The sequence below is a fragment of the Ruegeria sp. AL12 genome, from assembly GCF_056540885.1.
This window is the reverse complement of record NZ_JBQFXN010000002.1, coordinates 418,349-442,045: the sequence shown is the minus strand read 5'-3', so window position 1 is coordinate 442,045 and position 23,697 is coordinate 418,349. Positions and strand designations below refer to the sequence as shown.

Below are 23,697 nucleotides of genomic sequence, written 5' to 3'. Positions count from 1 at the left end.
CTCCCTGCGCTTGCTACCATTGGATGCCCATACGCAGGGCGTCGTAGATTGCTGCGTGAATGTTGCGTGCCGATACGGCGTCACCGATGCGATACAGGTCAAATCTGGCGCTGGGATTGGGTTGCGGAAACAGGTCGCCTGTGCCGGAGACAAGCGCACCCTGATTCACCGCTCCGCGATTGCGCGACAGAGGTTTAAGATCAAAATAGAGATCGTCCAGAGGCTGCGTGCCTTGATTGACAACCACCTGATCATATTCCCTTTTTTCGACCAGATCAGAATAGTCTGTGCCGATATGGGCTTGCAGCTGATTGCCTGATTTTTCGATCGCTTGCAGCGTTCGTGCGACGGTAAACTTGGCTCCGGTTTTCTGCAAAGAGCGCATATAGGGCACCAGATTCATTGCCATAACCTCGGGCGCGAAGCTGCGGTCACGGGTCATGATTTCGACCCGTGCGCCGGAGGCGGCGATGACCTCGGCGGCCATCAGGGCGGGGTGATCTCCTGCATCGTCATAGATCAGCACGTTTTCGCCCGGCTGCACGTCGCCGGATAGGATATCCCAGGCGGATACCGCCAGCTCATTGCCCGAATCGAGGATCGTTGAATTCGGCAGGCCCCCGGTCGCAATCACGACCAAATCCGGTGACAGCGCGGTCACGTCACTGGCTTCGGCATATGTGTTGAACTGAAACTGAACGTCCCGCGCAGCACATTGCGCCATGCGCCAATCGATGATCCCGATCATCTCGGCCCGGCGCTTGGATTGTGCTGTAAGGCGCACCTGCCCACCAGGTTCGGGGGCGGCTTCCAGAACGGTGACATCGTGCCCGCGTTCTGCGGCGACGCGCGCGGCCTCCAACCCACCGGGACCTGCGCCGACGATGACTGCCCGGCGGCGCGTGTCCGCCGCAGGTATTACATGCGGCATGGTCAGTTCACGCCCGGTGGCAGGGTTGTGGATGCACAGCGCTTCGCCTGCCTGATAGATGCGGTCGAGGCAGTAGGTGGCACCGACACAAGGCCGTATGTCATCTTCTTGCCCGGCTTGGATTTTAGACACGATCATCGGATCGGCCATGTGCGCGCGGGTCATCCCCACCATATCCAAAAGCCCCGAGGACACCGCATGTCGCGCCGTCGCCACGTCAGGGATGCGCGAAGCATGGAAGGTCGGCATGCCCGTTTCGGCCCGCACCCGCCCGGCGAAATCCAGATGCGGCGCGCTTTTCATGCCCTGCACAGGGATCACGTCCGTCATGGCAGGGTCGGTGTGAATGCGCCCGCGAATGACATTCAGGAAATCCACCTGACCGCTGTCGCGCAGCCTGCGCGCGATCTCGAGCCCTTCTTCCTCGGTGATGCCGCCCTTTTCAACCTCATCGGCAGTATAGCGAACGCCGACAATGAACTCTGGTCCTACACGGTCGCGGATCGCATCCAGTACCATGAAGCCAAAGCGCAGTCGGTTGTCGAGATCACCTCCGAACGGTGCGTCCATCGTGTTGGTCAGCGGCGACCAGAACTGGTCCAGCAGATGCCCGTAGGCCTGCAACTCGATCCCGTCCAAACCGGCGGCCTGCATGCGTTCGGCCGCATCGGCATAGTCGGTCACGATCCGCTCGATGTCGAAGTCTTCCATCTTCTTCGGAAAGGCCCGATGCGCGGGTTCCCGGTAGTGCGATGGAGAAACTGACGGTAACCAGTCACCTTTGTTCCAACCGGTACGCCGACCCAGGTGGGTCAGCTGGATCATCACGGCGCAGCCATGGGCGTGGCAGGCATCCGTCAATTCACCCATCCAGCGCACGACCTCATCTTTGTAGGCGAGGATGTTGTTGAACACCGGGGGGCTGTCACGGCTGACGGTGGCAGAGCCAGCGGTCATCGTCATCGCAACGCCGGCTTTCGCGCGCATTTCGTGATAGGCGCGATAGCGTTCCTTAGGCATTCCGTCTTCGGGATAGGCGGGTTCATGACTGGTGGTCATGATCCTGTTTTTCAGGGTCAGGTGCTTCAGTTGATAGGGTTGCAACAGGGCGTCGCTGCTCATGAGGACGTTTCCCGGTTAGAAGGCTGCGTTGCGACGACATCCTTGGGAATGACGACAGGTGAGACGGCCCAGATCAACCGACAGACCTGATCGGTGCGGTTGCGGGCATGGTGCGGGATGCGTGCGTCAAAGCTGTAGCTGTCCCCGGCGCGCAGGGTGATGAACTCATCCCCGATCTGCATCTCCAGCTCGCCTTCCAAAACCAGCCCGTGCTCTTCGCCTTCGTGTTTTTGCAAAGGGTCGTCCGGGCGTTCTGAATGTGGTGCGTAGACCGCCATGCCCATATAGAATTGTCCTCCGATCGAGCTGGACAGCAGATGATCGGTATAGCCCAGCTCTGCCACGTCCTGACCGTACAGGGTATTCAGGGCTCGACGGTTCTGGGCGCGCACAACAAAAGCCTGTTCCATTGGACCCGCCCCAGCGCGGCGGGCAAAGAACCAATCTGGCGTGACGCTGAGTGCGCTGGCGATAGTTTGCAATACGTCAACAGAAGGCTTGGATACCCCGCGCTCAATCGCCGACACGTGGCTGAGGGAGATGCCCGCTTCTTCGCTCAGTTGCTTCAGCGTAAGCTGACGGGCTTTGCGTAATTGCCGAACCTCGCTGCCCAGCGAAGAAATAGCGGATGGCAAGGCGACAACTTTGTCAGATGACATGCGGGTCTCCGAAAAATGAGTGGAGTGGTTAAACTCTATCCAAATTGAAAGCAGACTAGAATTTTAAAGTCAAATTCTATTTTTGGACGAATAGCACGAAACTATTGCATGTTCGATCTGGATTTGCAGAAGTGAGGCAGACATGGATTCCACGCGGCGGATCAAAATGACCGATCAAACCGATCATCCCTTCAAAGTGTCAGAGACAGACCATCTATGGATCGAAATGCCTGATGGCGTACGTTTGGCAGGCCGTCTGTGGCGCCCGGTAACACAGATGCCTGTTCCTGCCATTTTGGAATACATCCCGTACCGCAAAACCGACATGGTGCGCGCGCGAGATGAAAGGAACCACCCCTACTTTGCAGCCCACGGCTACGCCTGCATTCGGGTTGACATGCGGGGCTCGGGCGACAGCGAAGGGCACATGCCGGATATGTATGCGCAGGCTGAATTGGACGATGCGCGACAAGTGATCAAGTGGCTGGCTGCGCAACCTTGGTGCAATGGCCGTGTGGGAATGTTCGGCACGTCCTGGGGCGGTACGGCATCGTTGCAGGCCAGTGTGAATGCGCCCGATGCGCTGAAGGCGGCGATCGCTGTTTGCGCAACCCATGACCGTTTTGAGGATGACATCCACTATATGGGCGGTTGCGTTTTGTCGGATACGTTCGAATGGGGTGCGACGCTTCCGGCTATTCTGGCCTCGCCTCCAACGGCAAATGTCGGGACAGATTGGAAAGCGCTGTGGAAAGAGAGAATTGAGAACCTTACGTTTCCATTGGAAAACTGGCTGCGCGAGGATGGTAGGGGGCAATACTGGCGACACGGTTCTGTCATTCATCAAGCAGATGCACTTTCTGTCCCGGTTCTGGCTATTGGAGGGTGGAGCGATCGCTATTCCAATTCGGTAATGTCTCTGGTTGATGCGCGACCCACCCGGGTTTGGGGGGTGGTCGGCCCTTGGGGTCACCACTATCCAGATCAAGGGTCGCCCGGACCCGCCGTCGGGTTTCAGAAACTGGCTCTGGATTGGTGGGATCACTGGCTGAAGTCAGACACGTCGCAAACGCCAAACTGGCCGCAGCTTCGGGTTTGGTTACGCGAATACGTTGATCCGAAGGATTATTTATCCATGGCCACAGGGAAATGGATAGAAAGTGGCCCAACGATCCAAGAAACAAAAGTTCAGGAAATTTCCCTGTCTTCACTAAAATCCAATACCAACCACGAGCGGTGGATCGTTCCAGCAGATCCGACGGTGGGGCAAAGCGCAGGGGATACAGGGTATTTTGGCCGAACCGGCGGTTTACCCCTTGATCAAAACTTTGATGATTCCCGTTCTTTGGTTTTCGAAACAGCGCCTCTTACAGAGGATCTGATAATCTATGGGTCGGTCGTTTTGAGGTTACATGGAGAAACGAAAGACAAACCAAATCAGATTATCGCAAGACTCAGTGATGTAAATTCTGACGGCGTGTCGGCACGTATAACCTATGGCGTCAGGAATCTGTCGCTGGATGAGAACCTGGATCGCATTTCGCCCTCTGCAAAATCCGACGCATTTAACGCAGACATCCGTTTTCACTCAACCGCCTACCGCATCCGCAAAGGACATCGCATCCGACTAGCGTTCTCTTCGTCTTACTGGCCGCTCATTCACGCGGCGGCACCGAAAGGTGACTTGAGTCTGGATGATGGAGAATTTGTTCTTCCTTTGATGGCCAATAAGCCTTCCGACTTAAGCGAACCTCTTCCGCCTGCAGAAGATTTGCCAGAAGAGAAATCGCATTTCACTTCTGCTGCTGACAGGCTGACACGTTGGAATAAAACCCGTGACAACTGTATCGAGATGGGCTGGCGCCAACCACTGGTGAAGACTGCATTCCCTCAGATGGGTACTGTTTTTAGCTACGAAACAGGCATGGTGCATAGATTGAAGACCTCGGATGTCGTCGAGCAGGAGACAAACGTTGATCACAAAATGATTTTTGAACGACCTGACGGAACCGCCGAGGTTTCAGTTTCTTTGACTGCGTGTTCATCGCTCGGGCATACGACGGTGGATGCTGAACTGATTGTTACATGGAACAAAGAAATCTTCATGACACGGCACTGGCGTAAATCTTAATCAATGCAGCGCAAGTGGTTTCCTCCAACCATTGTTAGCAGTATTTCAGGTTTTCAATGTCTCGGCACTGGTTGCAATCAAGTAGAAACGTCGTTGGTTCTGCGAAGTGCAAATATCACCATAGTGCGCGGCGGCAGCAAAGCCTGACAGTGCAGAGGCTTCATAAATCGTAGCCCCTCCTGGCTTTGCGGTTGTTGATGCGCTTACGATCAGCCAATGAGATTCAACCGTCATTGCGATGACGGTTTGGCTTGTATCTTGAGCGTTGTTTGCCAGCACATCGTTTCTTCAGTGGCGCTTTGTCCTGTTCTTCTTCGATGAACTCCGGGACGGAACTGAGGCGCTTGTTCTCGGTGATTGCGGCATGGGTGACGCGCTGATCCTTGTCGAAGACACAGTAGGGGGGCAAGACGCCCTTCCAGCGATTTCCCAGTCCTGAAGCGCATGCGCGACGCGGAGCACCGGCCCATCCTCAGGCTCGTCTGTGCGGAACTTGCAACTCCAATTCATGAGCACCGGATCGGGGCCAAGCGGTATTGCCACGATACGCTTGGACGCCACATGTGGCGCGACGGCCCATTGCGCCAGAATGCTTGTACCTTGGTTGGCAGCAACCAATTCGACAATGGCTTCGGGCAACTCGACGGCTGCAGTCCAGTTGGGATAGCGACGTTCTGCACGAAACAGCCTTGCAAATTCTTGATCAGGCTCGGGGATCTTGGTGAATGTGATAAACCGTTGCCCTTCGATATCACGTGCAGATACCGATGCAGCCCCGGCCAGCGGGTGTTCTGGCGCGCACACGAATACAAGAGGATCCTGAAAGAGATGCAATGACCGCGTCGCTGCATGGCTCGACTCTCCGGCGACGATGGCCAAGTCAATCTGACGGTCCAGAAGCGACGTGACCATGTCACGACGGCAACCAGCCATTATCTGAATATCGATCGCTGGGTGTTTAGCGCGAAACATTTGCAGAAACGCGGGGAACCAGTGATAGGCGCTGTAGTTTTCCACCGCGATGCGCACGACGTGATCAATGCCCGCATTCATCCGACGCACTTCATCTTCGATCACATACATCTCGCTCAGAAACTTGTCGCTGAATCGGGCAAGATACTCGGCGGCAGCCGTCATGCGCAAACGCTTGTGCATGCGTTCAAACAGGGGCACACCCAGCCTGCGTTCTGCTTCGCGGATTCTGTGGGACAGCGCTGACGGTGTCAGGCCCAACTCATCGGCCGCGTCAACGACGCGACCGGTTTTCCCAATGGCGCGGATCATCTGCAGGTGGCGGATGTCTAGTCGCGGATTTTCCATACTGATCTCTGCATGAAAGTTGTTCATGAAAACCTACGATTAACGCGAGTGTTGCTCAATATTTTTTCGCCAAGAATACGCCCGGCACAGATGATCAAGATCCATATGGACAAGCTCGCAGACGTCGATTCACCCCGCGCTTGGGACCGTCAGTTCCATGTGCATGGACAGACGAACGCCCGCCTGCACCAGCGAGATGGCCCCAACGCGATGGTGACGCGCGGCCAAGGGGTCCGGATTGAAACGGATGATGGGCAAAGCATCATAGACGGCTTTTTCGGGTTGGGATGCGTGTCATTGGGTAATCATGACGACCGGCTGGCGCGGGCGGCCATGGATCAGATTCAGGAATTGCCTTTCGCGCCGACATTTTACGGGAGGTCCCATCCAAGAGCCGCGGATTTGGCGCGCGCACTAACGTCGAAAGCAGCGGTGCTCTGTCCGGCCAGCCTCACATTCATGCGGGCTTTGGTCTGCCGATACATGATTTTCTCAAGCTGTCGACGTCGAACTACTATTTAAATGCCGAGGCCAGTGAAACCGAGGAGGAATTCTCTGCCCGAATGGCGGCCGAGTTCGAAGCCACCGTGCTGGAGGCGGGACCAGACACAATCGCCGCGTTTCTTTGCTGAGCCGATGCAATCCGGCGGCGGCGCGATCCGCCCGCCAAAGGGAAAGTGGCATGCGATGCAGACCGTGATCCGGAAGTATGACATTCATTTCCATGTGGACGAGACCGTTTGCGGCTTTGGCCGCACCGGGCATTACTGGGGCGTAGGGGCCTTCGATCTAACCCCTGATAGCACCACCTGCGCCAAGGCGCTGACCGCTGCGTTTTTCCCGATATCGGTGATCATGTTCCGGCAGGATTTCTTTGACGGTCTGATGCTGAGCTCAGACGCATCCAGCGTGTTGGGCCACGAGTTCACCTATGTTGGTCACCTTGTCGGTGCCGCCGTCGCGTTGGAGGCGCTGAAAATCTATGGCGACATAGATCTGATCGGTCATGTGCGCGGGATCGGTCTGTTTTGCGGTATTCAACTGGTGCAGGGCAAAGGGACGCGTGCGCTGTGGGATCCGGCGCTGAAGGTGGGGACAATGGTGCAGGATCGCGCCCACACGCGGGGCTGCACTTACGGTCCGTCCCGCCCGATCGGATTAGTTTTTTGCCGCCGTTGATTATCAACGAAGATTAGATCGACGAGGCAACTGCGATCCTGAAAGCCGCCTTGGACTATGTCCGGGCCGAGGTGAAAGGGCGCGCCTGGGGCTCATCCAGAACGCGGCCAATACGGTAAGAAATCAGCAATTTCGTCGCATCGGCCCAATTGAGTTTCAGACAAAAGAAAAAGGTGCCTATTCATACAGACGCCTTTAGTCGTTCAGGCCTTCATTTTCAGATTGTCCGGGTCATAGACATGGGGATTATGCCGCCGAGCGTTGCGGGGCTGGCCAAGCACACGCACCGTGCAATCGGCCCCCATACCCAGTGATCCGCGCTTGATATAAGCCAGAACACAATGTGTTCCGGTGCGATAGCCTTGGCTGGCTGAGGTCACGTACCCGATCCATTCGCCATCCTTCAGGATCGGATCAGAGGCAAGCGGTTCGGGGCTGTCGTCACTGATTTCCAGCCCGATCCATTCCCAGTTGGCCTCCTCGTCAGACTGCCGCTCGACCGCGTCGCGTCCGATGAACTCCCCCTTTTTCATATTGGCAAACCGGTCCAGACCCGCATCGTAAAGCGTATATTCCGTGCCGAAATCCGAACCCCATCCGTGATAACCTTTTTCGATCCGCATCGCGTTCAGCGCGTAGGAGCCGAACTGGCAGCCGCCAACCTCGTTCACGCGCGTCATGATCGTGTCGTGGACCGCCACAAGGTGCTCGGAGGCCAGATGCAACTCCCAACCCAGCTCACCGACGTATGATACGCGCATCGCGGTGACAGGAAAGCCGGCCAGCGTGATCTCGGCCACTGATAGCCACGGGGCAGCAGCGGCAGAGAGGTCTGCATCGGTCAGCGGGGCAAGCACCTCTCGCGATTTGGGGCCCATGACCATCAAAGCGGCATCGTGTTTGTAGCCGCGGCTTAGTGTGACGCCCTCTGCTGGTAGGTGGGCGTTCAGCCAGTCAAAGTCTCGCAGATCGGCCAGGGTCGGGCCACATAGAAGGAACCTGTCACTCGCCAGTCGCGCAACGGTGGCTTCTGACCAGATGTGCCCCTTGGGGGTCAGCATATAGCTGAGCCGGACGCGTCCCGGTTTCGGAACACCGCCGCACAGGACGCTGGATAGGAACGCCTCAGCGCCGGGGCCGCGCAGATCGTATTTGGTGAAACCGCCGTGATCCATGACGCCGACGCTTCTTGCCACGGTTTTGCATTCTTGCGCGACAGCGTCCTGCCAGGGTTCGTGGTGGAAGGACAGGTCGGCATCGCCATTGTCCTTGATCGCATCGGTTTCGAACCAGAAGGCGCGCTCCCACCCGGCGATCTGGCCCATGACGGCGCCCTGATCCTTCAGGCGTTCATAGAGCGGGGTACATAGCACCGGGCGGCCACGCTGCATGTTCCGATGCGGAAATGGAATGGCATATTGCAGATCATAGTGTTGCGAGGCACGGGAATGGGCATAGTCCTGCGTGGTCCAATCGCCAAAGCGGCGCGGATCCCACGCACTGAGGTCCCATTCTGTTTCGCCTTCGGTGATCCATTCGGCCATCGCTTTGCCGATAGCGGCCGAATGGGTGATGCCAACCTGCACGCCAGTCGCTTGATAGAAATTCGGCGCACCCGCCGCCGGACCGACCAGCGGCAGGGCATCTGGGGCATAGGCGATGGGGCCGTTGACAAACCGCTGCGCGCCCGCTTCGCCAAGCAGCGGCACATGGACCATCGTCGCCTCCAGCACATCCAGAATATCCTCAACACTGTCAGGGAAAAGCTGATGCGCAAAGTCATCCGGCGGGCCGTCCTCCTCCCACGCGGGGCGACCATCATGGGCGTAGGAACCAACAAGGAAAGCGTTGCGTTCGCGGCGCAGATAGAAGCGGATATCGGGGTCACGCACCAGTGGGAAAAGACCGGCATGATCCTCCAACGCTTTGAGCGGTTCGGTCACAAGATACTGGTGCTCGAGCGTGACCACCGGGGCAGGCAATCCTGCCATCTCGGAGATTTTGCGGCCGTAGAAGCCACCTGCGTTGATGACGATCTCTGCCTTCACTGTGCCTTTCGCACAAGTGACCAGCCATTCCCCTGACGCCTTGCGGTCAATGGCTTTCACGGGCGCAAACCGTTCCACCTGCGCGCCCAGATCCCGCGCGCCCTTGGCCAGCGCTTGCGTTAGCTGGCTGGGGTCAATGTCACCTTCGTAAGGGTCCAGAATGCCGCCCAGAACGGATTTGTCCGGGTGCCAGAACGGGTGCATCTTGTCCATCTCGGACGGGCTCAGCATCTGCAGATCGAAGCCTGCGCTTTCTGAAATTCCGCACAGATGGCGGAACAGGTCCATCCGTTCCGGCGTATGGGCAGGCCAGAACGCCGAGGTATGACGATAGGTGATCGCGCTGCCCACCTTTTCGGCCAGATCTTTATAGATTGACCAGCCGTAGTTTCCTGCTCGCATTCCCAGCCATGAAGTCGCGTAGGTCGGGATGTTGCCCGCTGCGTGCCAGGTCGAGCCGGAGGTCAGTTCGTTGCGCTCAAGTAGAAGCGTATCAGTTACGCCGGCCAAAGCGAGATGATACAGGATTGAGGTGCCAACGGCCCCCCCGCCAATCACAACAACGCGGGCAGTGTCTTTCATGGGGCTATTTTCCTTCGGGCAATCGGATATCGAAAGCGGCGCGTATCGCGGCCTCCCGGTCCTTGGGCAAATGGGTTGGTTGCTCGCGCAACATCTCGGCGCTGCGATCAACAGCGACATCCCAGATCGTGCGCGACCCGGCATCTTTCCAATCCGAAATACTCTGCCGGTTGCCGAGGCTCGGATAAGTGTATTCGGATTTCATGAGTTCCAGTGTCTGCGCCTCGCCCAGGTAATGCCCTTCGCCGGTCGCCACGGCTTCGATCCGGCTGAGGTCGATCGCGGTTTCGGTCAACTCGACCCCGCGAACCGACCGTAGGATCGCGCCACACATGTCATCGTCGATCACCAATGCCTCGCGCGAGGCGGCCATGATGGACCCGAGCATGCCAACAGACAGGTTGATCATGTCTGCCCCGGCTTGCGCTGCAAGAGCCACCGTGTACCCTTTTTCATACCCCGCCTGCGCATCGGGGGTTTTGGCATCGGTCATTCCCGCAGAAGCGGTTGACGGCAAGCCTAGATGCAACAGCAATTGCGCGGCGGCAGCGGCGGCGACGGCAGCTTCGCCTGATCCACCTGTCATTGCACCGGTGCGCAAATCGGAAATGAATGGCATGAACGCAAAGATGCAGGGATACCCCGGCTCGAGGGCGTCGACGACCATCAACCCAGCCAGCGTTTCCGCAAGACCCTGCGCCAGCGCGCCCGCCAAAGTGACAGGGCTGGTTGCCCCCGCCTGCGCCGCGGTGCAGATCTGCAGCGGCATTCTGTGGGCCATGGCCCGTTGCATAATCTCTAACCCTTCGGGCGCAAAGCGCAGCGGCGAGACCGCATGCACGATCACGCCGAAACAGAAGGGTTGCGCTCGAAAGGCGCCCTCGTGGCCCAGGGCCATATCGAACATGGCGATAACCGGATCCAGATGCGCGGCGCTGTCAAAGCTGATCCCGATGGGTTTGGGGCAGGCCCTGAGACAGGCAAACCCGGTGTTGAGGTCCAGCAGCAAGGGCTGGTCCATGTCCCGTGCAATCACCGGGCGCAAACCGTAGTGGATGTTCGGCAATCGTCCCACCAACTGCATAAGATCGTAGAGATCGTACAGCTGGGCACCGCGAAACTCGCCGGTGGCGCTGTCCAGAACCTCTGTCGCCGCTCCGCCTGTTCCGATATGCACACGGCCGCCGCCAACGGTCAGGCCCATATCCTCCACAAACCCTGGTAGATTGACGCGCCTCGCCGCCCGCGCAATGGCGGTTTCCACCATCGATTGCGAAAAGCAGACCCGCCCATCCGAACGTCTGGTTGCCCCGGCATTGACGAATTGTTCTGCGATGGCGTCGGGGCATTCTGCGATCCCGGTCTGCGCAAGGATATCAAACGCGGCCTGCACGATCCGATCTACCGCAGCAGCATCCAGTGGCGCAAACCGCCCACCCTGTGGAGGCGGAGTGATGCGGGGCGCGCAACTGTCGGTTTTTGAGCGGGTTCTGCGGGCCATCGGGCGGTCCTTAGAAGAACAATCTACGCAAGGATTGCGCAAACTCACGCAATGGCAATTCGAAAATTCGCGCACTCAGACCAGAATCTTTCATGCAAACGTCGGCTTTTCCTGCGCAATACTACAAACCAGCATTTGACGTTCTACGACTTCGGCGGGGTGAACATGGCGAGGATTGCGTTTATTGGCTTGGGCACGATGGGCCGTCCGATGGCGCAAGTTCTGCGGGACGCAAGCCATGACGTAACGGGCATGGATATCAGCCCCGAAATGCGTGAAGCGTTTGTCGGTGCGATCGCGCCGTCGTCGGATACCATCGCAGCGGCAGAGGTCATTATCACCATGCTGCCAGAAGCCGATCACGTCGCGCGCGTTCATGAGACACTGATCCGAGCGGCTGCCAAACCCGGCGCGCTGGTGATCGATTGTTCGAGCATTGATGTGAACACGGCGCATGCGCTCGCCCTTGAGGCGATGTCTCATGGGTTGGCAATGCTAGACGCGCCCGTTTCCGGCGGCCCTGCTGGGGCCGAGGCCGGGACACTTAGCTTCATGGTCGGCGGAGATGCGGCGAATGTCGAACGGGCGCAACCAATCCTGCTGGCAATGGGCTCCAAAATTACCCATTTCGGTGGACCCGGAACGGGGCAGGCCGCGAAGGCCAGTCACAACATGATCTGCGGTATTACCGCGATGGCGGTGATGGAAGGATTTGCGCTTGCCGACGCCTTGGACCTCGATCTCGACAAATTCTATGCGTTGTGCGCGGGGGCCGCGGCGCAAAGCTGGACGCTTGAAAACCGCTGCCCGATACCCGGTGTGGTTCCCGACGCCCCATCGTCCAACAACTTTGACCCCGGCTTTGCAGTGCGCCTGATGGCAAAGGATTTGCAACTTGCTCAGGCGGCGGCAAAGTCGAGCGGACAGCCCACGCCTTTCGGGGCCGAGGCGGCCAAAGCCTTTACAAAATTTGCCGAAACGCGCGGCGACCGCGACTTCTCGGCCTTTTACACCACGCTTCGGGCGTTGCCCGAGCACCAGAAGGAATAACATATGGCAATTCTGGATTATACCTTGCCCACAGATGGGTTGGCCGGGTCCTTCATAGACGGGCAATGGCATTGGCCCGCAAGCGGAGAGATGCTGGCAGTTGAAAACCCCTCGCGGCGCGAAACGATCTGCGAGATTGGCCGGGGGACCAAAGTAGAAATAAGCCTTGCCGTTGCCGCCGCTGAACGGGCGCGCCGGGACTGGGCCGCGCGACCCGCCGCAGAACGCGGCGCAATGCTGACCGAGCTGGGCAACCGCCTGACTACACATGCCGAAGAGGTCGCCCGCGTTCTGGCCGCCGAAAGTGGCAATGCGGTCCGCACACAATCCCGGGGCGAAGCGATGGGCGCGGCTGGAGTGCTCAAGTATTATGGCGGTGTTGCGGGTGAGCAAAAGGGCGAGACGCTGCCCTTTGGCCCCGGGCTCATGTCGTATTCCACGCGCGAGCCATTGGGCGTTGTCGGCTCGATCATCCCATGGAACTCGCCCTTGCAATTAGGCGCGGTGAAGATTTCCATGGCGCTGGCCACGGGCAACTGCATCGTCCTGAAACCTGCCGAAGATGCGCCACTCGCCGTTCTGAGGCTGGTTGAGCTGGCTGCCGACATCTTTCCACCAGGTGTCTTAAACGTGGTCACCGGGCTTGGGGAAGAGGCCGGCGCGGCGCTGGTCAATCATCCCGGTATCGCGAAAGTGTCGTTCACCGGATCGTCCGAAGTGGGCAAACTGGTGGCTCATTCCGTGGCGGGTCGGGTGGCCAATGTAACGCTTGAACTGGGGGGCAAAAGCCCCTGCATCATCTTTCCCGACGCTTGCGCACCAGAGCGTATCGACGCCACGGCGCAAGGTGTGGTCAATGCCATGCGATTTGCACGTCAGGGGCAAAGCTGCACAGCCGGATCTCGCCTGTTTGTGCATAAATCTGTCTGGGATGACCTGATGCCTTTGGTCGCAGAAAAGGCTGCTGCGATGAAAATCGGCGATGCGCTGGATGAAGACAGCGACATCGGGGCCGTGGTGAATGAAGAACGCTACTCTGAGATTTGTGCCTATGTCGCTGAGGCCGAAGAGCAAGGCGCCACATTCCTGACAGGCGAAACGCCAAAGGCAACAGACAATGGGTTTCATCCGATCCCCACAATCCTGACGGGGCTAGACAATTCTTGGCGGATTGCCCGCGAAGAAGTGTTTGGCCCTGTCCTGGTCGCAATCCCGTGGGAGGATGAGGCCGATATGATCGCGCAGGCCAACGACACGCATTACGGGCTGGCGGCGTTCATTTTCAGCTACGACATGAGCACCGTCATCCGCATGACCCGCGCGCTTGAGGCCGGCTGGGTGCAGGTCAATCAGGGTGGCGGGCAAATCCCCGGCATGTCTTACGGCGGGATTAAGCAATCCGGAATGGGCAGCGAATATTCTATCGAAGGCGCGCTTGAGGCCTATACCTATCGTAAGTGCGTGACCGTGGCGCTGTAGGCATGGAAACAGACCGGTTCGGGAACACGATTGACGCTTCGGTCGGCTATGCGCGGGGGCGATATTTGTCCTCCAGCGCAGCCGAAATCCGCCGGCTGCGCCATGCGCAAGCGGTTGCGGCAGAGGTCTTGGAAACGCGCGGGGCTGACGGAATTGGGATTTTTACAGGTAACCCGCGTTACTTTCCGCTGAAACCGGATGATCTGTCGACCTATTGCGAAGAATGGGTGGGACCGGGCCTGTTTTCAGCGGAACTGACCCAGGCTGCCATCGCGCATTTTGGGGGCGGGGATACGGTCGCTGTCACCAACCGCACAAGTGCAGGTATTGTGGCGGCCATATTGGCGCTATGCGATGGGCGACCCGTGGTCTCCGTGGTGCCCGATAAGGACCGCAGCCACGCATCGGTTGTGCGCGGATGTCGGCTGGCGGGCGTTGAGCTTGTGGAAATCGAAGGATCGGCGGACCCAGGGCCAGCGATAACCACGCACGCGCCCGCATTGGTGGTGATCACGACTGTCACAAGCACGTTGGCGCGATTGCCGGACGCTGAGACGAGCCGCGCCATAGCTGAGGGGCGGGCCGCTGGCGCCACCGTGTTCATGGACGAAGCTTATGGCGCGCGTCTGCGCCCGGTGCTGCATGGCGGAGCGCTGAGCCTTTCCATGGGAGCGGACATAGCCATCACGAATGCGGATAAGGCGGGCCTATGCGGCCCGCGCGCGGGCATCCTTTGTGGGGCGTCCGCGCCGGTACTGGCCACGCTTGCCAAGGCGTCGGAACTGGGCCAGGAGGCACGCGCACCCATAGCGGCCGGCGCAATGCGCAGCCTGCAGGCCTTTGACCCGGAAGATCTGCGAATCGAGGCAAGCGACGGCGCGTCCATTGCAGAAGCGCTGGCCGGGGCATGGGGTGCAGAGGTTGTGCAGCGGTCTGATCTGGGGCCGATGCTGGATGAAGAGGACGTGTTAGCGCGGGTGCTGTCACTGGCAGGACGCGACAAGACCGACATTGTCCCGGCAGAGGCGACAGCGGCCATCGGTATGCTATTGCTGAAAGAGCACAGCGTTTTGACCGTGAACACCCATGGCGCGCCGGGCGGAAGGGTTTCGCTGCGCCTGAAACCGACCGCCGGAGCTGTGACCGCCGTGGGTGGGGTTGCCGCTTTGGTGTCGGCGCTGGACGCGGCCACAGAAGAAGTGTCGCACAGGCTTGACGATGACGCGTGGTTCACGGCGGTTTTGTTCGGAGACGAGTCATGAGCGAATTCGCAAAGTATGATGACAGGCTGGACCGGCTGGTGAACCTCGACCTCGGCAACCGGGGGATCGAGCCGCTCTATGACGCCTCGCGCGCCTTGGCGGGCCAAGCGTTGTGCGGCGCCGCGGCGGATTTGCTGCTTGCCATGCCCGAAAGTGGGACGGCAATTGTCACCACGGGTTCCGTGTCGCGGGCGTGGCTGTCTCCGGCTTTGGGCGAAAACGATGGCCCATCCGGGGCGGCGGCCCTCATTCGCGCGCTTTGGCTCGCCCGAAAAGCAACCTGCGTATTGGTGATTGAGGAAACGCTGATCCCGCCCATGGCTGCTACCTTGCAGGCCTGTGGCGTCGCGATCGTGGATCTTGAGACGACGCGCAAGGCCAGTGCGGATGGCTCAATGGCCTGCGCAACCTTGCTGTCGTATCCGGTGACAGATGCCGAGGGCGCTGTTGCGGCGGCCAAGATGCTGAATCAGCTCAAGCCCGATATCATGGTCTCGACCGAACGCGTGGGGCGCAACGAAAACGGCATTTATTACAACATGCGTGGGCGCGACTACGGCTTAGGCCGGGCGCGCATCGACATGCTGTTCGATGCTGCCATGGCGCGAGGTATCCCGACGCTGGCTGTGGGTGATGGCGGCAACGAGATCGGCATGGGGCTGGTCGCCGATATCGTGAAAACCGCCGTTCCTTTTGCTGCCCCCGGCGATTGCGCATGCGGCGGTGGGATCGGCGCGACCTCTGGCGCCGATATCCTGATGACCGCTGCGGTTTCGAATTGGGGCTGCACAGCGATTTGCGCGGCCATGGCCATGCGCACAGGCGACGCCCGCCTGATCCACACCCCAGCGATGGAAGCCCGCCTGTTGAAGGTCATGACCGCCAACGGGCTGATCAATTCTGCCGATGGGATCATCGACCCCCATGTGGACGGCATCAAGGACACCACCCATATCGCGCTGGCGGAAATGGCCGAGGCCATTACCCGCAAAGCGCCGTCATAGCAGAAAGACCCAACCGTGATCACCGAAACACTCCTTCGCAATATCCGCGACCCCATCGCTCATGTGAAAAATTGCCCTGTGACGGGGGCTCTGTTGCAAAGCTTTGGCGGTTGATGCGTCTGAGTTTAACGTGCGGGTGGCTTTCGGTCCCAATTGAAAACGTAAGGTTGAAATTTCCTGATAGCATTGTTGAGCAAGGCCATCGGTTTAACAAATGTCTGGCAGAGCCAATGCTATGGTCTAAGTCCATCGATACTAAAATATCTGTCCTTGCGGGAATGGACCTGATCGACATGGCCGGCAATGTTCAATACTCGTCCGGCCGCTCTGCCCGGTTCAGCAGGTTGCTCAGCTGGCGGGCTTAACGGATCGCCATTACCATCAAGGCGGGTCTCAAGAAATTTTGCGAGAGACCCGTATCCCAGATAGAATGCGCGTCACATTGAGAGGGGCTGAATGCGCTATCTGTTGTTGCAAGTATTGGCGATTGTCGCTTTTGCAGGCGCGCTTTGTGCAGAGAAGAGCGATTATATCGAACTTGCACAGAGAGGATGGGGGTATGAACTGCGGTCCACGATGCTGGGGCGTGACATGGCGATCCCCGTTCACATCAATGGCCGCGATCAGGCCGGTGCAGCCTTGTGCCTGGTCGGCGAAAAACCGCATCCGCAAACGCTTGTCGTTCTGGATACCTTTCGGGCGTTGCTGAAACACAGCTTCGGCCACCCGACACCCATGCGCTACGCAGGCCCATCTGCGCGCGATTGCGGAACCGGTCGAACCGTGGTTTTGCGATTGTATTCCGGGTACCCTCCCAATCGGGACCTTTCGTCAGATATCGACTGGCTCAGCGAACTCCACCAGCTTGGTTTGCCTGCGGGTCGAAACTATGTGGTGACATCACCGGCGATGGCACAGACCTTTTTTGGTCATCGGGGGCAGGGGACCCATATCGTGGTCAAACAACCGGCGCATGATCGGCCCAGCAAGCTGGAAAGGGATTTTCACAAATCGATCCTGCTGGAAGAGCTGTTTCAGTCCTTCACCTTCGGCATGGACATCCTGCTATATGACAAGTCGTCAGGGTTTTTGTCGAAATTGCAGGAAACGCCGGTAAACTTGCAGCGCCTGCCTTGGAGTTCGCACGACTTCATGCGCGCATTGCTGGATTCGAACCCAAGCGGTCTTTGTGCGTTTGACGTCTTCATGATGCATGCTGTCGCGCAATCCCCGGTGGATCAAACCATAGACCCCGGCTTTATCGAATACATTGATGCCCAATATGACCGGCTGTGGGCGCAGGCGGACGAAACCCTCGCCAATCCCAGATTTGCAGCCCTTTTTGATGAAGGCTGCACCAATTCGGTTCGTGTGGCCAGGTAATACCATCTGACGTGTTTTGTCGGGCGGGTGACTCCGGGTAGCCTGAGCGCAGGCAACGCGCCCTCAGAGGCTATGGGAGGACATATGGATACGAGGCCTGAAAACCCGCCACGCGCCATTGCGGGATTGTCCGCGTATCTGTCGCAGGGGCTTATCGGTCACGCGCATCTGGTGGACTCTCTTTTGATCGCGCTGCTGGAAGGTGGCCATCTTCTTGTAGAAGGTCCGCCCGGGCTGGCGAAGACACGGGCGGTCAAATGGCTGTCAAACGCTGTCGAAGGCGGCTTTGCCCGTATTCAATGCACACCTGACCTGATGCCCTCTGATCTGACCGGAACGCCAGTCTACCAGCCTCAGGAAGGCCGCTTTGAGTTTGTTCCGGGGCCGGTGTTTCACACGCTGGTGCTGGTTGACGAGATCAACCGCGCGCCGCCAAAGGTGCAGTCTGCCTTGTTGGAGGCCATGGCAGAACATCAGGTTACGGTTGGTAATGAAACATACGCCCTGCCGGATCCCTTTCTGGTTGTGGCGACCCAGAACCCCATTGAACATGATGGAACCTTTCCCTTGCCCGAGGCGCAGTTGGACAGGTTTCTGCTGCATGTCATACTGACATTGCCGGATCTGGAAACGGAACGTGAGATCCTTGATCTGGTCATCGCCGAAACCCGGAATGGGCCTCCGGACGCGCAGCGGATGACGCTTGAGGAGCTGAAGATTGCCCGTGCCGAAGCCCAGTCGGTTCACGTCGCGCCAGAATTGCGGGACTATATCGTACGGCTTGTGCTTGCGACCCGTGAAGGTCCGTTTTCCGAATATATTGAACACGCAGTCTCGCCGCGCGGGTCATTGGCCCTGGCCTCGGCATCGCGCGCGCGCGCCTATCTGCGGGGCCGGGATTTCGCCCTGCCTGAAGATGTCGCCGCTGTTGCACCCGATGCGCTGGCCCACCGCATGGTGCTGACCTGGAGAGCCGTTGCAGATGGGAAAAAGCCGCGCGAGTTGGTGGCCGACATTCTGAATGCGGTGGAGCCGCTGTGACGGGGGTGCTGGCACATGCGGGGGTTCGCCTGACGACCGAGGCCTTGATTGCATTGCGGCATATCGCATTGACCGACCGTGGCAACCCGACAATGACGGCCCTGCCCGGAGGATTTCTGACCCGAAAGCGCGGGCAAGGCGTCGAGGTTGCAGATGTACGCGAATATGTGGACGGGGATGACATTCGTCATTTGGATCGCGGAACAACCGCCCGCACGGGGCGTATGCATATCCGGCAGTTTCAGGAGGAACAGGACCGCGTCGCCCTGTTGGTTGCGGATTTTCGTGCACCGATGTTCTGGGGCATCCAGCGGGCGTTTCTGTCAGTCGCTGCCGCCGAAGCCTTGACCCTGATCGGGTGGTTCATGGTTGAAAGCGGCGGGCGTGTTGGTCTTTTGGCGCTTACCGCCGGCGCACCCGTCATCGTACCGTTGCGAGGGAAAACGCGCGGAATGCTGGACGTGATCGGTGGCCTGGTTCAGGCTCATGCGCGCAGTCTGACCGCGCTGCAAAAAGGTGAGGATGAAAGCTGGACGCTGGAACAGGCACTTGCCGGCGTTGAGCGCCTGACGCCGACGGGGGCCGAGATTATCATCGCGTCTGGCTTCGATCAGCAGGGAGACGGTTTTTCGGACGTGCTGGGCCGGCTCGATCATCGCCGCACCCCCAGACTGCTTCTTGTGACCGAAAGCAAAGCGCATGAGATGCCAAGAGGCTGGTATCCGATCCGCCTTTCAGATGGGCGGCAAAAGCGGGTCTATCTGGCCCGGGCAGAGCCTTCCGGTGAACTTGCGTTTCAGAAGGTGGCAACACATCCTGCGCTTGTCCTGAATGCCAGTGACCCGGTCGAACAAACCTCTCGTCGCATTTCGTCGGTTTTCGCGGCAAGATATGTGGCATGAGTGAGAAAGCACTCTCTGAAGCCACGATGCTGGCCAGCCTGCGGGATATCCATTTGCCCGCCGAGGCCGCAGGCGGGGCGGTTGCGGAATACGCGGCTGTTCTTGGTATCGCGGCGCTGGCCTCGGTCGGCTGTGTCGCAATCTTGCGGTTGTTGAGTGTCAGGACCACAGCAAACAGGCGGCCGGATCCACCTGATCGATCTGTTGAACAACCGGGGTGGTCCTTGGATCGCCGCAGGGTGGCTCTTTTGCACAAACTGCGCGCTCAGAATCCGAAGCGTTATGCAGAGTTGACGGGTGATCTTTATCAACCCGGCGGCGAACCGGATCTGGCGACCCTGCAAGAGGAGGTCGCGGGTCGTGTTTGAGCTTGCTGACCCCTGGATCTTGCTGGCGCTGCCATTGCCTCTTGTCATCACACGTTTGGTCAAGCCGCGGCCGGTTTTCGAGCGGGGGTTCCCAGTTCCGGACCGCATAGGCGGATTGCTTATGGCGGCCAGCCCACAGGCTCAGGCCAGGACCCGGACTTTGGCGGACCTCCTGATTTTGTGGATCATATGGGGGCTCATGATTTTTGCACTGTCCGGTCCGCGCCAACTGCAACCCGTCAACGCCCTGAAAGTGTCCGGACGGGACCTTGCGATTGTTCTGGATCTTTCGGGATCTATGGTGCGGGAGGATTTTTATCTCGATGGGCACCAGATCACTCGTTTGCAGGCGGTGACACGCGTTGGATCCGAGTTCGCCCGACGCCGCGCCGGCGACCGGGTGGCCTTGATTGTTTTCGGATCCGAAGCCTATTTCGCCACGCCTTTCACTTTCGATACAGAGGCTGTCGCGCGACGGATCCAAGAGGCCACGATCGGTATCTCGGGCCGTGCGACAAACATATCCGATGGTCTGGGCCTTGCTTTGAAGCGCCTGGCCAACAGCCAGGCGGCGTCGCGGGTCGTCATTCTGTTGTCGGATGGGGTGAACAACGCGGGCGCTACGAATCCCGGTGGCGTGGCCGAACTGGCGGCCGAGATCGGGGTGCGGGTCCATACAATTGCTCTGGGCCCGAAAGACCTGCAAAGCGCCGAACCTGGTGAGCGCGGCGTCGTCGATACGACAACCCTGCGCGCCATTGCCGAAATTTCCGGCGGCGAAGCGTTTCGCGTCAAAACCACCGATGATCTTGTCGACGTGACTCAAGCCTTGGATCGGCTGGAAGCGACGGACAGCGCGGGCCTTACGGCCGAGGTCTACCGATCATTTTGGACCTGGCCCGCAGCAATGGCGGCAGCGCTTGCCCTGTTGGCGGCGTGGAGGCAAGCGTGATGATTGAGCTGGATGTCACTCTGCTCAGACCGGCCTGGGGGCTTTTGTTGCCCGTCATCTGCGGGGCAGGGTGGTGGTTGCTTTCCCGTGCCGGAGGGTTCGGAGCCTGGGACAAGATCACCGACCCGCAGCTTGTCCAGGCGATGGCCGCGATTGGCCGGATCGAAGGCGGCTCCTTCCCGGTTAAACCAGCCGCATTGCTTCTGACCGCCGGGATCGTCGCAATTGCCCTGACCGGCCCGGCAATCGAACGGCGCGACGCGCAGACCTATCGCAATCTGGATGGCGTATTGTTCCTTGTGGATGCATCAGACAGCGTGGTGGAAGACGACCGCTGGCCGCAACTGCTGAGCATGGGGCGTTTGGGTGTCAGTGCGCTTGGGTCCCGCCCCGGCGGCATCATCGTTTACGCGGGCGATGCCTATGTCGCCACGGATATGACCACCGATCACCGCCAATTGGGTCAAACGCTGTCGCTCATCGATGGACAGACCGTTCCGGACAAGGGATCGCGACCCGAACGCGCGCTGGCTTTGGCGTTGCAGCGGATGGAAGAGGCGGGCATCCTGGCCGGAGACGTCGTCCTATTCACTGACGAGGACGGGCTTGGATCACCCTCATTGCAGCAGGTCGCATTGCTTGCCGCACGAGGGGTGCGCGTGTCTTTGGTGTCGGTTCATCCCACGACTGCGCAAATCCAAACCCACGCCGCGCTCGGCGGTGGCGCTGTCTTCACTTTGGACCAGTCAGATGATCTGGCCAATTGGCTGGCAGATGATGCCGCAACCCGCTTGATACGGGCGGACTATCCGGTGCTGTTCTGGCATGATCTGGGGCGGTACATGCTGTATTTCGCACTGCTCCCCCTGCTGTTTTTGTTCTGGAGGGAAGGGGCATGAGATGGTTCGCGATTGCAGGTGCCACTTGTATTGCCGTTGCCTTTGCGCTGGGCGGCGCTGCCCCTTTTGGCCGCGTCGCATTGGCAATCGGTCTGTATCCAATGGCTGCAAAGCTGTTTTCCGACCCTGACTGGCAAGGTGTTGCCTTCTACCGTGCGGGCGTTTTTGACAAAGCGGCCAGTGCTTTCGAGCGCGCCGGGAACCAGTACAACCTTGGCAATGCTTACGCCCGGACCGGCCAATTGGCCGCCGCGCTGGAAGCCTATGATCAGGCCATGGCCAGGGGAAACCTGGATGCTCAGGCGAATTTCGATGTGCTGGCCGCCTATTACGCAGGGCAGCAGATCACCCCAGAGGCGTTGAGCCTTTTCCCCGAACGCAAATCCGGCCCCAAGGCCGACAGTTTTGTCGCGCGCGGGAATGCGCGGGCGGCGGGAACCGGCAGTGAGGTCACGAACGCGAACACGATGCTGGGATTGGCGGAATTGGACAGTCGCGGGCAACTGGGCGTGCGCCGTATCTTTGATGACAAGTTCATGGTTGCCGATCTGCGCTGGCTCAATCAGCTTTCCGATGTTCCGGGTGAGTTCATGGCGGCCAGGATCGCACACGAACACAAACGCCGGGAAAAGCTTGGTCTTTCGCCGCCAGAAGCGGAGAACCCGGAATGAAGTGGCTGTTTCTGCTTCTTATTGCATTTCCGATGCAGGTTTTGGCGCAGTCGAAAACAGTGCTGCCGTCCGAGGCGTTGATCGAAGTTGCCGTCGAAGACAATGCCCCGATTCCGTTCACCCAAGAGATGGTGCTGTTGACGATCCGGGGTGTCTATCGTCGGCACATCACGCGCGAAGAACTGATCCAACCCCGCTTGGATGGGTTCAGCTGGGCGCAACTGGGCCCGGACAGCTGGTCGGAACAAAGGATCAATGGCCGGAAATACAAAGTGTTCACCCGACGGATGGCGATCTATCCTGTCGAGGCAGGCAAACTTTCAATTGGTCCGTTTGTGCACAGGTTGACCCTGACAGACGAAAATGACGACTGGTTCGAACACGAGATTCAATCAGAGCCGCTGACCATTCAGGTGGCGCAAGCCCCGGCCACCAAGGAGTGGTGGTTTCCGGTTCGCAAATTGCAGATTTCGGATCAGTGGTCGAATGCGCCGGATCAACTTGCGCCGGGTGAGGGGGTCTTGCGCGTCATTCGACTGGAAGCCCTGGGCGCGACGCCCGAGATGATCCCGCCCATGCCCGAGTTGACCTCGCCTTCGGCCCTGATCTTCCCGCATCCTGAGAAACGGCTTGTCGAACTGACCCCGGAGGGGCCGGTCACCCATGCGTTCTGGCGCTGGACCATACGCCCCTCGAACGACACGTCCGGCATCGTTGAACCCTTGCAATTCAGTTACTTTGATACCGTGGCCCGTGAAACCCGTGAGGTCGTCATCTCACCACAACGCATTGCCTATGGCACAGCCATCGAAGACGTAAGCCTTGGCGGCGCAGAGGCAGATGCGCCACCAGCAACGCTGTTGGGTTGGCCAATGGCCGCAATCGCCATTGTCGTTTTTCTGGCCGGTTTGGGGTTGGGACTGTCCGGCCACAAACTGGCCGTTTCAAGGGCATTGCGCCGCTTTGGGGTTTTTGATCCGTTGGCCCGGGAATTGCGACGCAGTGCCAGGTCTGGTCGCGCAGACAGGCTGCGGCAAGCGGCTTCTGCCATCCTGCGCCGCGACGGCCCTTCATCCAGTCGACTCAAACACATGCAAGACTTTGACAGGCAGTATTTTGATCCCAATGCTGCGGCGCCCGATTTGAACGCGTTTGCCAGGGTCTTCCTCAGGAACCAGACCGGCTGAGTCATCAAGCATTTGTTATCTATGGT

At 59.0% G+C, this 23,697-nt stretch carries 22 protein-coding genes; 16 read left to right on the top strand and 6 right to left on the bottom strand.

Features of this window, described 5'->3' with window-relative positions; all coding sequences use genetic code 11:
• Positions 1–13 precede the first annotated feature (13 nt).
• Positions 14–2,053: an oxidoreductase gene (locus tag ACR0C6_RS09880; RefSeq protein ID WP_480619062.1), complete on the bottom strand. Its 2,040-nt coding sequence runs from the start codon at positions 2,051–2,053 to the stop codon at positions 14–16.
• A complete protein-coding gene (locus ACR0C6_RS09875) occupies positions 2,050–2,712 on the bottom strand; it encodes a helix-turn-helix domain-containing protein (protein ID WP_171118256.1) in 663 nt (220 codons plus the stop codon). The genes ACR0C6_RS09880 and ACR0C6_RS09875 overlap by 4 nt, the downstream gene beginning before the upstream one ends.
• Positions 2,713–2,878: 166 nt before the next feature.
• On the opposite strand from ACR0C6_RS09875, the gene ACR0C6_RS09870 reads away from it, so the two are divergent.
• Complete coding sequence (locus ACR0C6_RS09870) at positions 2,879–4,843, top strand: CocE/NonD family hydrolase (protein WP_480619060.1); 1,965 nt, start codon at positions 2,879–2,881, stop codon at positions 4,841–4,843.
• Positions 4,844–4,888: 45 nt separating this feature from the next.
• On the opposite strand, the gene ACR0C6_RS09865 is transcribed toward ACR0C6_RS09870, so the two are convergent.
• Both ACR0C6_RS09865 and ACR0C6_RS09860 read right to left on the bottom strand, forming a co-directional pair.
• Positions 4,889–5,122 (bottom strand): hypothetical protein, encoded by a 234-nt coding sequence (locus tag ACR0C6_RS09865; protein ID WP_480619059.1) that lies wholly within the window; start codon positions 5,120–5,122, stop codon positions 4,889–4,891.
• A 9-nt stretch (positions 5,123–5,131) separates the two neighbouring features.
• Positions 5,132–6,163, bottom strand: a complete 1,032-nt coding sequence (locus tag ACR0C6_RS09860) for a LysR family transcriptional regulator (protein WP_480619057.1) — start codon at positions 6,161–6,163, stop codon at positions 5,132–5,134.
• Positions 6,164–6,253: 90 nt separating this feature from the next.
• Between ACR0C6_RS09860 and ACR0C6_RS09855 the strand changes: the two genes are divergently transcribed.
• Entirely contained in the window at positions 6,254–6,685 is a 432-nt protein-coding gene (locus ACR0C6_RS09855) for a hypothetical protein (protein ID WP_480619055.1), read from the top strand.
• Positions 6,686–6,799: 114 nt separating this feature from the next.
• Positions 6,800–7,342 carry an aminotransferase class III-fold pyridoxal phosphate-dependent enzyme gene (locus ACR0C6_RS09850; protein ID WP_480619054.1) on the top strand — a complete coding sequence of 181 codons (543 nt, stop codon included), beginning with the start codon at positions 6,800–6,802 and terminating at the stop codon, positions 7,340–7,342.
• 203 nt (positions 7,343–7,545) lie between these two features.
• Here the strand turns inward: ACR0C6_RS09850 and ACR0C6_RS09845 are convergent, their stop codons facing one another.
• Together ACR0C6_RS09845 and ACR0C6_RS09840 are read right to left on the bottom strand one after the other, a co-directional pair.
• The gene (locus ACR0C6_RS09845; RefSeq protein WP_480619052.1) at positions 7,546–9,972 is read right to left on the bottom strand and encodes a GcvT family protein; all 2,427 of its coding nucleotides are present in this window, start codon (positions 9,970–9,972) and stop codon (positions 7,546–7,548) included.
• A gap of 4 nt (positions 9,973–9,976) precedes the next feature.
• The gene (locus ACR0C6_RS09840) at positions 9,977–11,473 is read right to left on the bottom strand and encodes a trimethylamine methyltransferase family protein (RefSeq protein ID WP_480619050.1); all 1,497 of its coding nucleotides are present in this window, start codon (positions 11,471–11,473) and stop codon (positions 9,977–9,979) included.
• Positions 11,474–11,638: 165 nt separating this feature from the next.
• Here ACR0C6_RS09840 and ACR0C6_RS09835 point away from each other — a divergent pair, with 165 nt between their 5' ends.
• The 13 genes from ACR0C6_RS09835 to ACR0C6_RS09775 all read left to right on the top strand — a co-directional run bounded on the left by ACR0C6_RS09835 (position 11,639) and on the right by ACR0C6_RS09775 (position 23,671).
• Positions 11,639–12,523 carry an NAD(P)-dependent oxidoreductase gene (locus ACR0C6_RS09835; RefSeq protein ID WP_480619048.1) on the top strand — a complete coding sequence of 295 codons (885 nt, stop codon included), beginning with the start codon at positions 11,639–11,641 and terminating at the stop codon, positions 12,521–12,523.
• Positions 12,524–12,526: 3 nt separating this feature from the next.
• Positions 12,527–14,002 (top strand): aldehyde dehydrogenase family protein, encoded by a 1,476-nt coding sequence (locus ACR0C6_RS09830; RefSeq protein WP_480619046.1) that lies wholly within the window; start codon positions 12,527–12,529, stop codon positions 14,000–14,002.
• A gap of 2 nt (positions 14,003–14,004) precedes the next feature.
• Complete coding sequence (locus ACR0C6_RS09825) at positions 14,005–15,264, top strand: aminotransferase class I/II-fold pyridoxal phosphate-dependent enzyme (RefSeq protein WP_480619044.1); 1,260 nt, start codon at positions 14,005–14,007, stop codon at positions 15,262–15,264.
• Complete coding sequence (locus ACR0C6_RS09820) at positions 15,261–16,268, top strand: glutamate cyclase domain-containing protein (protein ID WP_480619043.1); 1,008 nt, start codon at positions 15,261–15,263, stop codon at positions 16,266–16,268. The genes ACR0C6_RS09825 and ACR0C6_RS09820 overlap by 4 nt, the downstream gene beginning before the upstream one ends.
• A gap of 230 nt (positions 16,269–16,498) precedes the next feature.
• Positions 16,499–16,633, top strand: a complete 135-nt coding sequence (locus ACR0C6_RS09815) for a hypothetical protein (RefSeq protein WP_480446210.1) — start codon at positions 16,499–16,501, stop codon at positions 16,631–16,633.
• A 91-nt stretch (positions 16,634–16,724) separates the two neighbouring features.
• Complete coding sequence (locus ACR0C6_RS09810) at positions 16,725–17,651, top strand: hypothetical protein (protein ID WP_480619041.1); 927 nt, start codon at positions 16,725–16,727, stop codon at positions 17,649–17,651.
• Positions 17,652–17,735: 84 nt separating this feature from the next.
• The gene (locus tag ACR0C6_RS09805; protein ID WP_480446212.1) at positions 17,736–18,692 is read left to right on the top strand and encodes an AAA family ATPase; all 957 of its coding nucleotides are present in this window, start codon (positions 17,736–17,738) and stop codon (positions 18,690–18,692) included.
• Positions 18,689–19,594, top strand: coding sequence for a DUF58 domain-containing protein (locus ACR0C6_RS09800; RefSeq protein WP_480446213.1), 906 nt, complete (start codon positions 18,689–18,691; stop codon positions 19,592–19,594). Before ACR0C6_RS09805 ends, ACR0C6_RS09800 begins: the two co-directional genes overlap by 4 nt.
• Positions 19,591–19,962: a hypothetical protein gene (locus ACR0C6_RS09795; RefSeq protein WP_480446214.1), complete on the top strand. Its 372-nt coding sequence runs from the start codon at positions 19,591–19,593 to the stop codon at positions 19,960–19,962. Before ACR0C6_RS09800 ends, ACR0C6_RS09795 begins: the two co-directional genes overlap by 4 nt.
• Positions 19,955–20,914, top strand: a complete 960-nt coding sequence (locus ACR0C6_RS09790; protein ID WP_480446215.1) for a VWA domain-containing protein — start codon at positions 19,955–19,957, stop codon at positions 20,912–20,914. The genes ACR0C6_RS09795 and ACR0C6_RS09790 overlap by 8 nt, the downstream gene beginning before the upstream one ends.
• Positions 20,914–21,813 (top strand): vWA domain-containing protein, encoded by a 900-nt coding sequence (locus ACR0C6_RS09785; protein WP_480446216.1) that lies wholly within the window; start codon positions 20,914–20,916, stop codon positions 21,811–21,813. The genes ACR0C6_RS09790 and ACR0C6_RS09785 overlap by 1 nt, the downstream gene beginning before the upstream one ends.
• Positions 21,810–22,484, top strand: a complete 675-nt coding sequence (locus ACR0C6_RS09780; protein WP_171232390.1) for a tetratricopeptide repeat protein — start codon at positions 21,810–21,812, stop codon at positions 22,482–22,484. Before ACR0C6_RS09785 ends, ACR0C6_RS09780 begins: the two co-directional genes overlap by 4 nt.
• The gene (locus ACR0C6_RS09775) at positions 22,481–23,671 is read left to right on the top strand and encodes a hypothetical protein (protein ID WP_480619038.1); all 1,191 of its coding nucleotides are present in this window, start codon (positions 22,481–22,483) and stop codon (positions 23,669–23,671) included. Before ACR0C6_RS09780 ends, ACR0C6_RS09775 begins: the two co-directional genes overlap by 4 nt.
• Positions 23,672–23,697 lie beyond the last annotated feature (26 nt).

What these genes read in the sequence shown, in the direction of transcription:
- ACR0C6_RS09880 (WP_480619062.1), bottom strand. Translation starts at nt 2,053, where the DNA reads ATGAGCAGCGACGCCCTGTTGCAACCCTATCAACTGAAGCACCTGACC.
- ACR0C6_RS09875 (WP_171118256.1), bottom strand. Translation starts at nt 2,712, where the DNA reads ATGTCATCTGACAAAGTTGTCGCCTTGCCATCCGCTATTTCTTCGCTG.
- ACR0C6_RS09870 (WP_480619060.1), top strand. Translation starts at nt 2,879, where the DNA reads ATGACCGATCAAACCGATCATCCCTTCAAAGTGTCAGAGACAGACCAT.
- ACR0C6_RS09860 (WP_480619057.1), bottom strand. Translation starts at nt 6,163, where the DNA reads ATGGAAAATCCGCGACTAGACATCCGCCACCTGCAGATGATCCGCGCC.
- ACR0C6_RS09855 (WP_480619055.1), top strand. Translation starts at nt 6,254, where the DNA reads ATGATCAAGATCCATATGGACAAGCTCGCAGACGTCGATTCACCCCGC.
- ACR0C6_RS09850 (WP_480619054.1), top strand. Translation starts at nt 6,800, where the DNA reads ATGCAATCCGGCGGCGGCGCGATCCGCCCGCCAAAGGGAAAGTGGCAT.
- ACR0C6_RS09845 (WP_480619052.1), bottom strand. Translation starts at nt 9,972, where the DNA reads ATGAAAGACACTGCCCGCGTTGTTGTGATTGGCGGGGGGGCCGTTGGC.
- ACR0C6_RS09840 (WP_480619050.1), bottom strand. Translation starts at nt 11,473, where the DNA reads ATGGCCCGCAGAACCCGCTCAAAAACCGACAGTTGCGCGCCCCGCATC.
- ACR0C6_RS09835 (WP_480619048.1), top strand. Translation starts at nt 11,639, where the DNA reads ATGGCGAGGATTGCGTTTATTGGCTTGGGCACGATGGGCCGTCCGATG.
- ACR0C6_RS09830 (WP_480619046.1), top strand. Translation starts at nt 12,527, where the DNA reads ATGGCAATTCTGGATTATACCTTGCCCACAGATGGGTTGGCCGGGTCC.
- ACR0C6_RS09825 (WP_480619044.1), top strand. Translation starts at nt 14,005, where the DNA reads ATGGAAACAGACCGGTTCGGGAACACGATTGACGCTTCGGTCGGCTAT.
- ACR0C6_RS09820 (WP_480619043.1), top strand. Translation starts at nt 15,261, where the DNA reads ATGAGCGAATTCGCAAAGTATGATGACAGGCTGGACCGGCTGGTGAAC.
- ACR0C6_RS09815 (WP_480446210.1), top strand. Translation starts at nt 16,499, where the DNA reads ATGCTATGGTCTAAGTCCATCGATACTAAAATATCTGTCCTTGCGGGA.
- ACR0C6_RS09810 (WP_480619041.1), top strand. Translation starts at nt 16,725, where the DNA reads ATGCGCTATCTGTTGTTGCAAGTATTGGCGATTGTCGCTTTTGCAGGC.
- ACR0C6_RS09805 (WP_480446212.1), top strand. Translation starts at nt 17,736, where the DNA reads ATGGATACGAGGCCTGAAAACCCGCCACGCGCCATTGCGGGATTGTCC.
- ACR0C6_RS09795 (WP_480446214.1), top strand. Translation starts at nt 19,591, where the DNA reads ATGAGTGAGAAAGCACTCTCTGAAGCCACGATGCTGGCCAGCCTGCGG.
- ACR0C6_RS09785 (WP_480446216.1), top strand. Translation starts at nt 20,914, where the DNA reads ATGATTGAGCTGGATGTCACTCTGCTCAGACCGGCCTGGGGGCTTTTG.
- ACR0C6_RS09780 (WP_171232390.1), top strand. Translation starts at nt 21,810, where the DNA reads ATGAGATGGTTCGCGATTGCAGGTGCCACTTGTATTGCCGTTGCCTTT.
- ACR0C6_RS09775 (WP_480619038.1), top strand. Translation starts at nt 22,481, where the DNA reads ATGAAGTGGCTGTTTCTGCTTCTTATTGCATTTCCGATGCAGGTTTTG.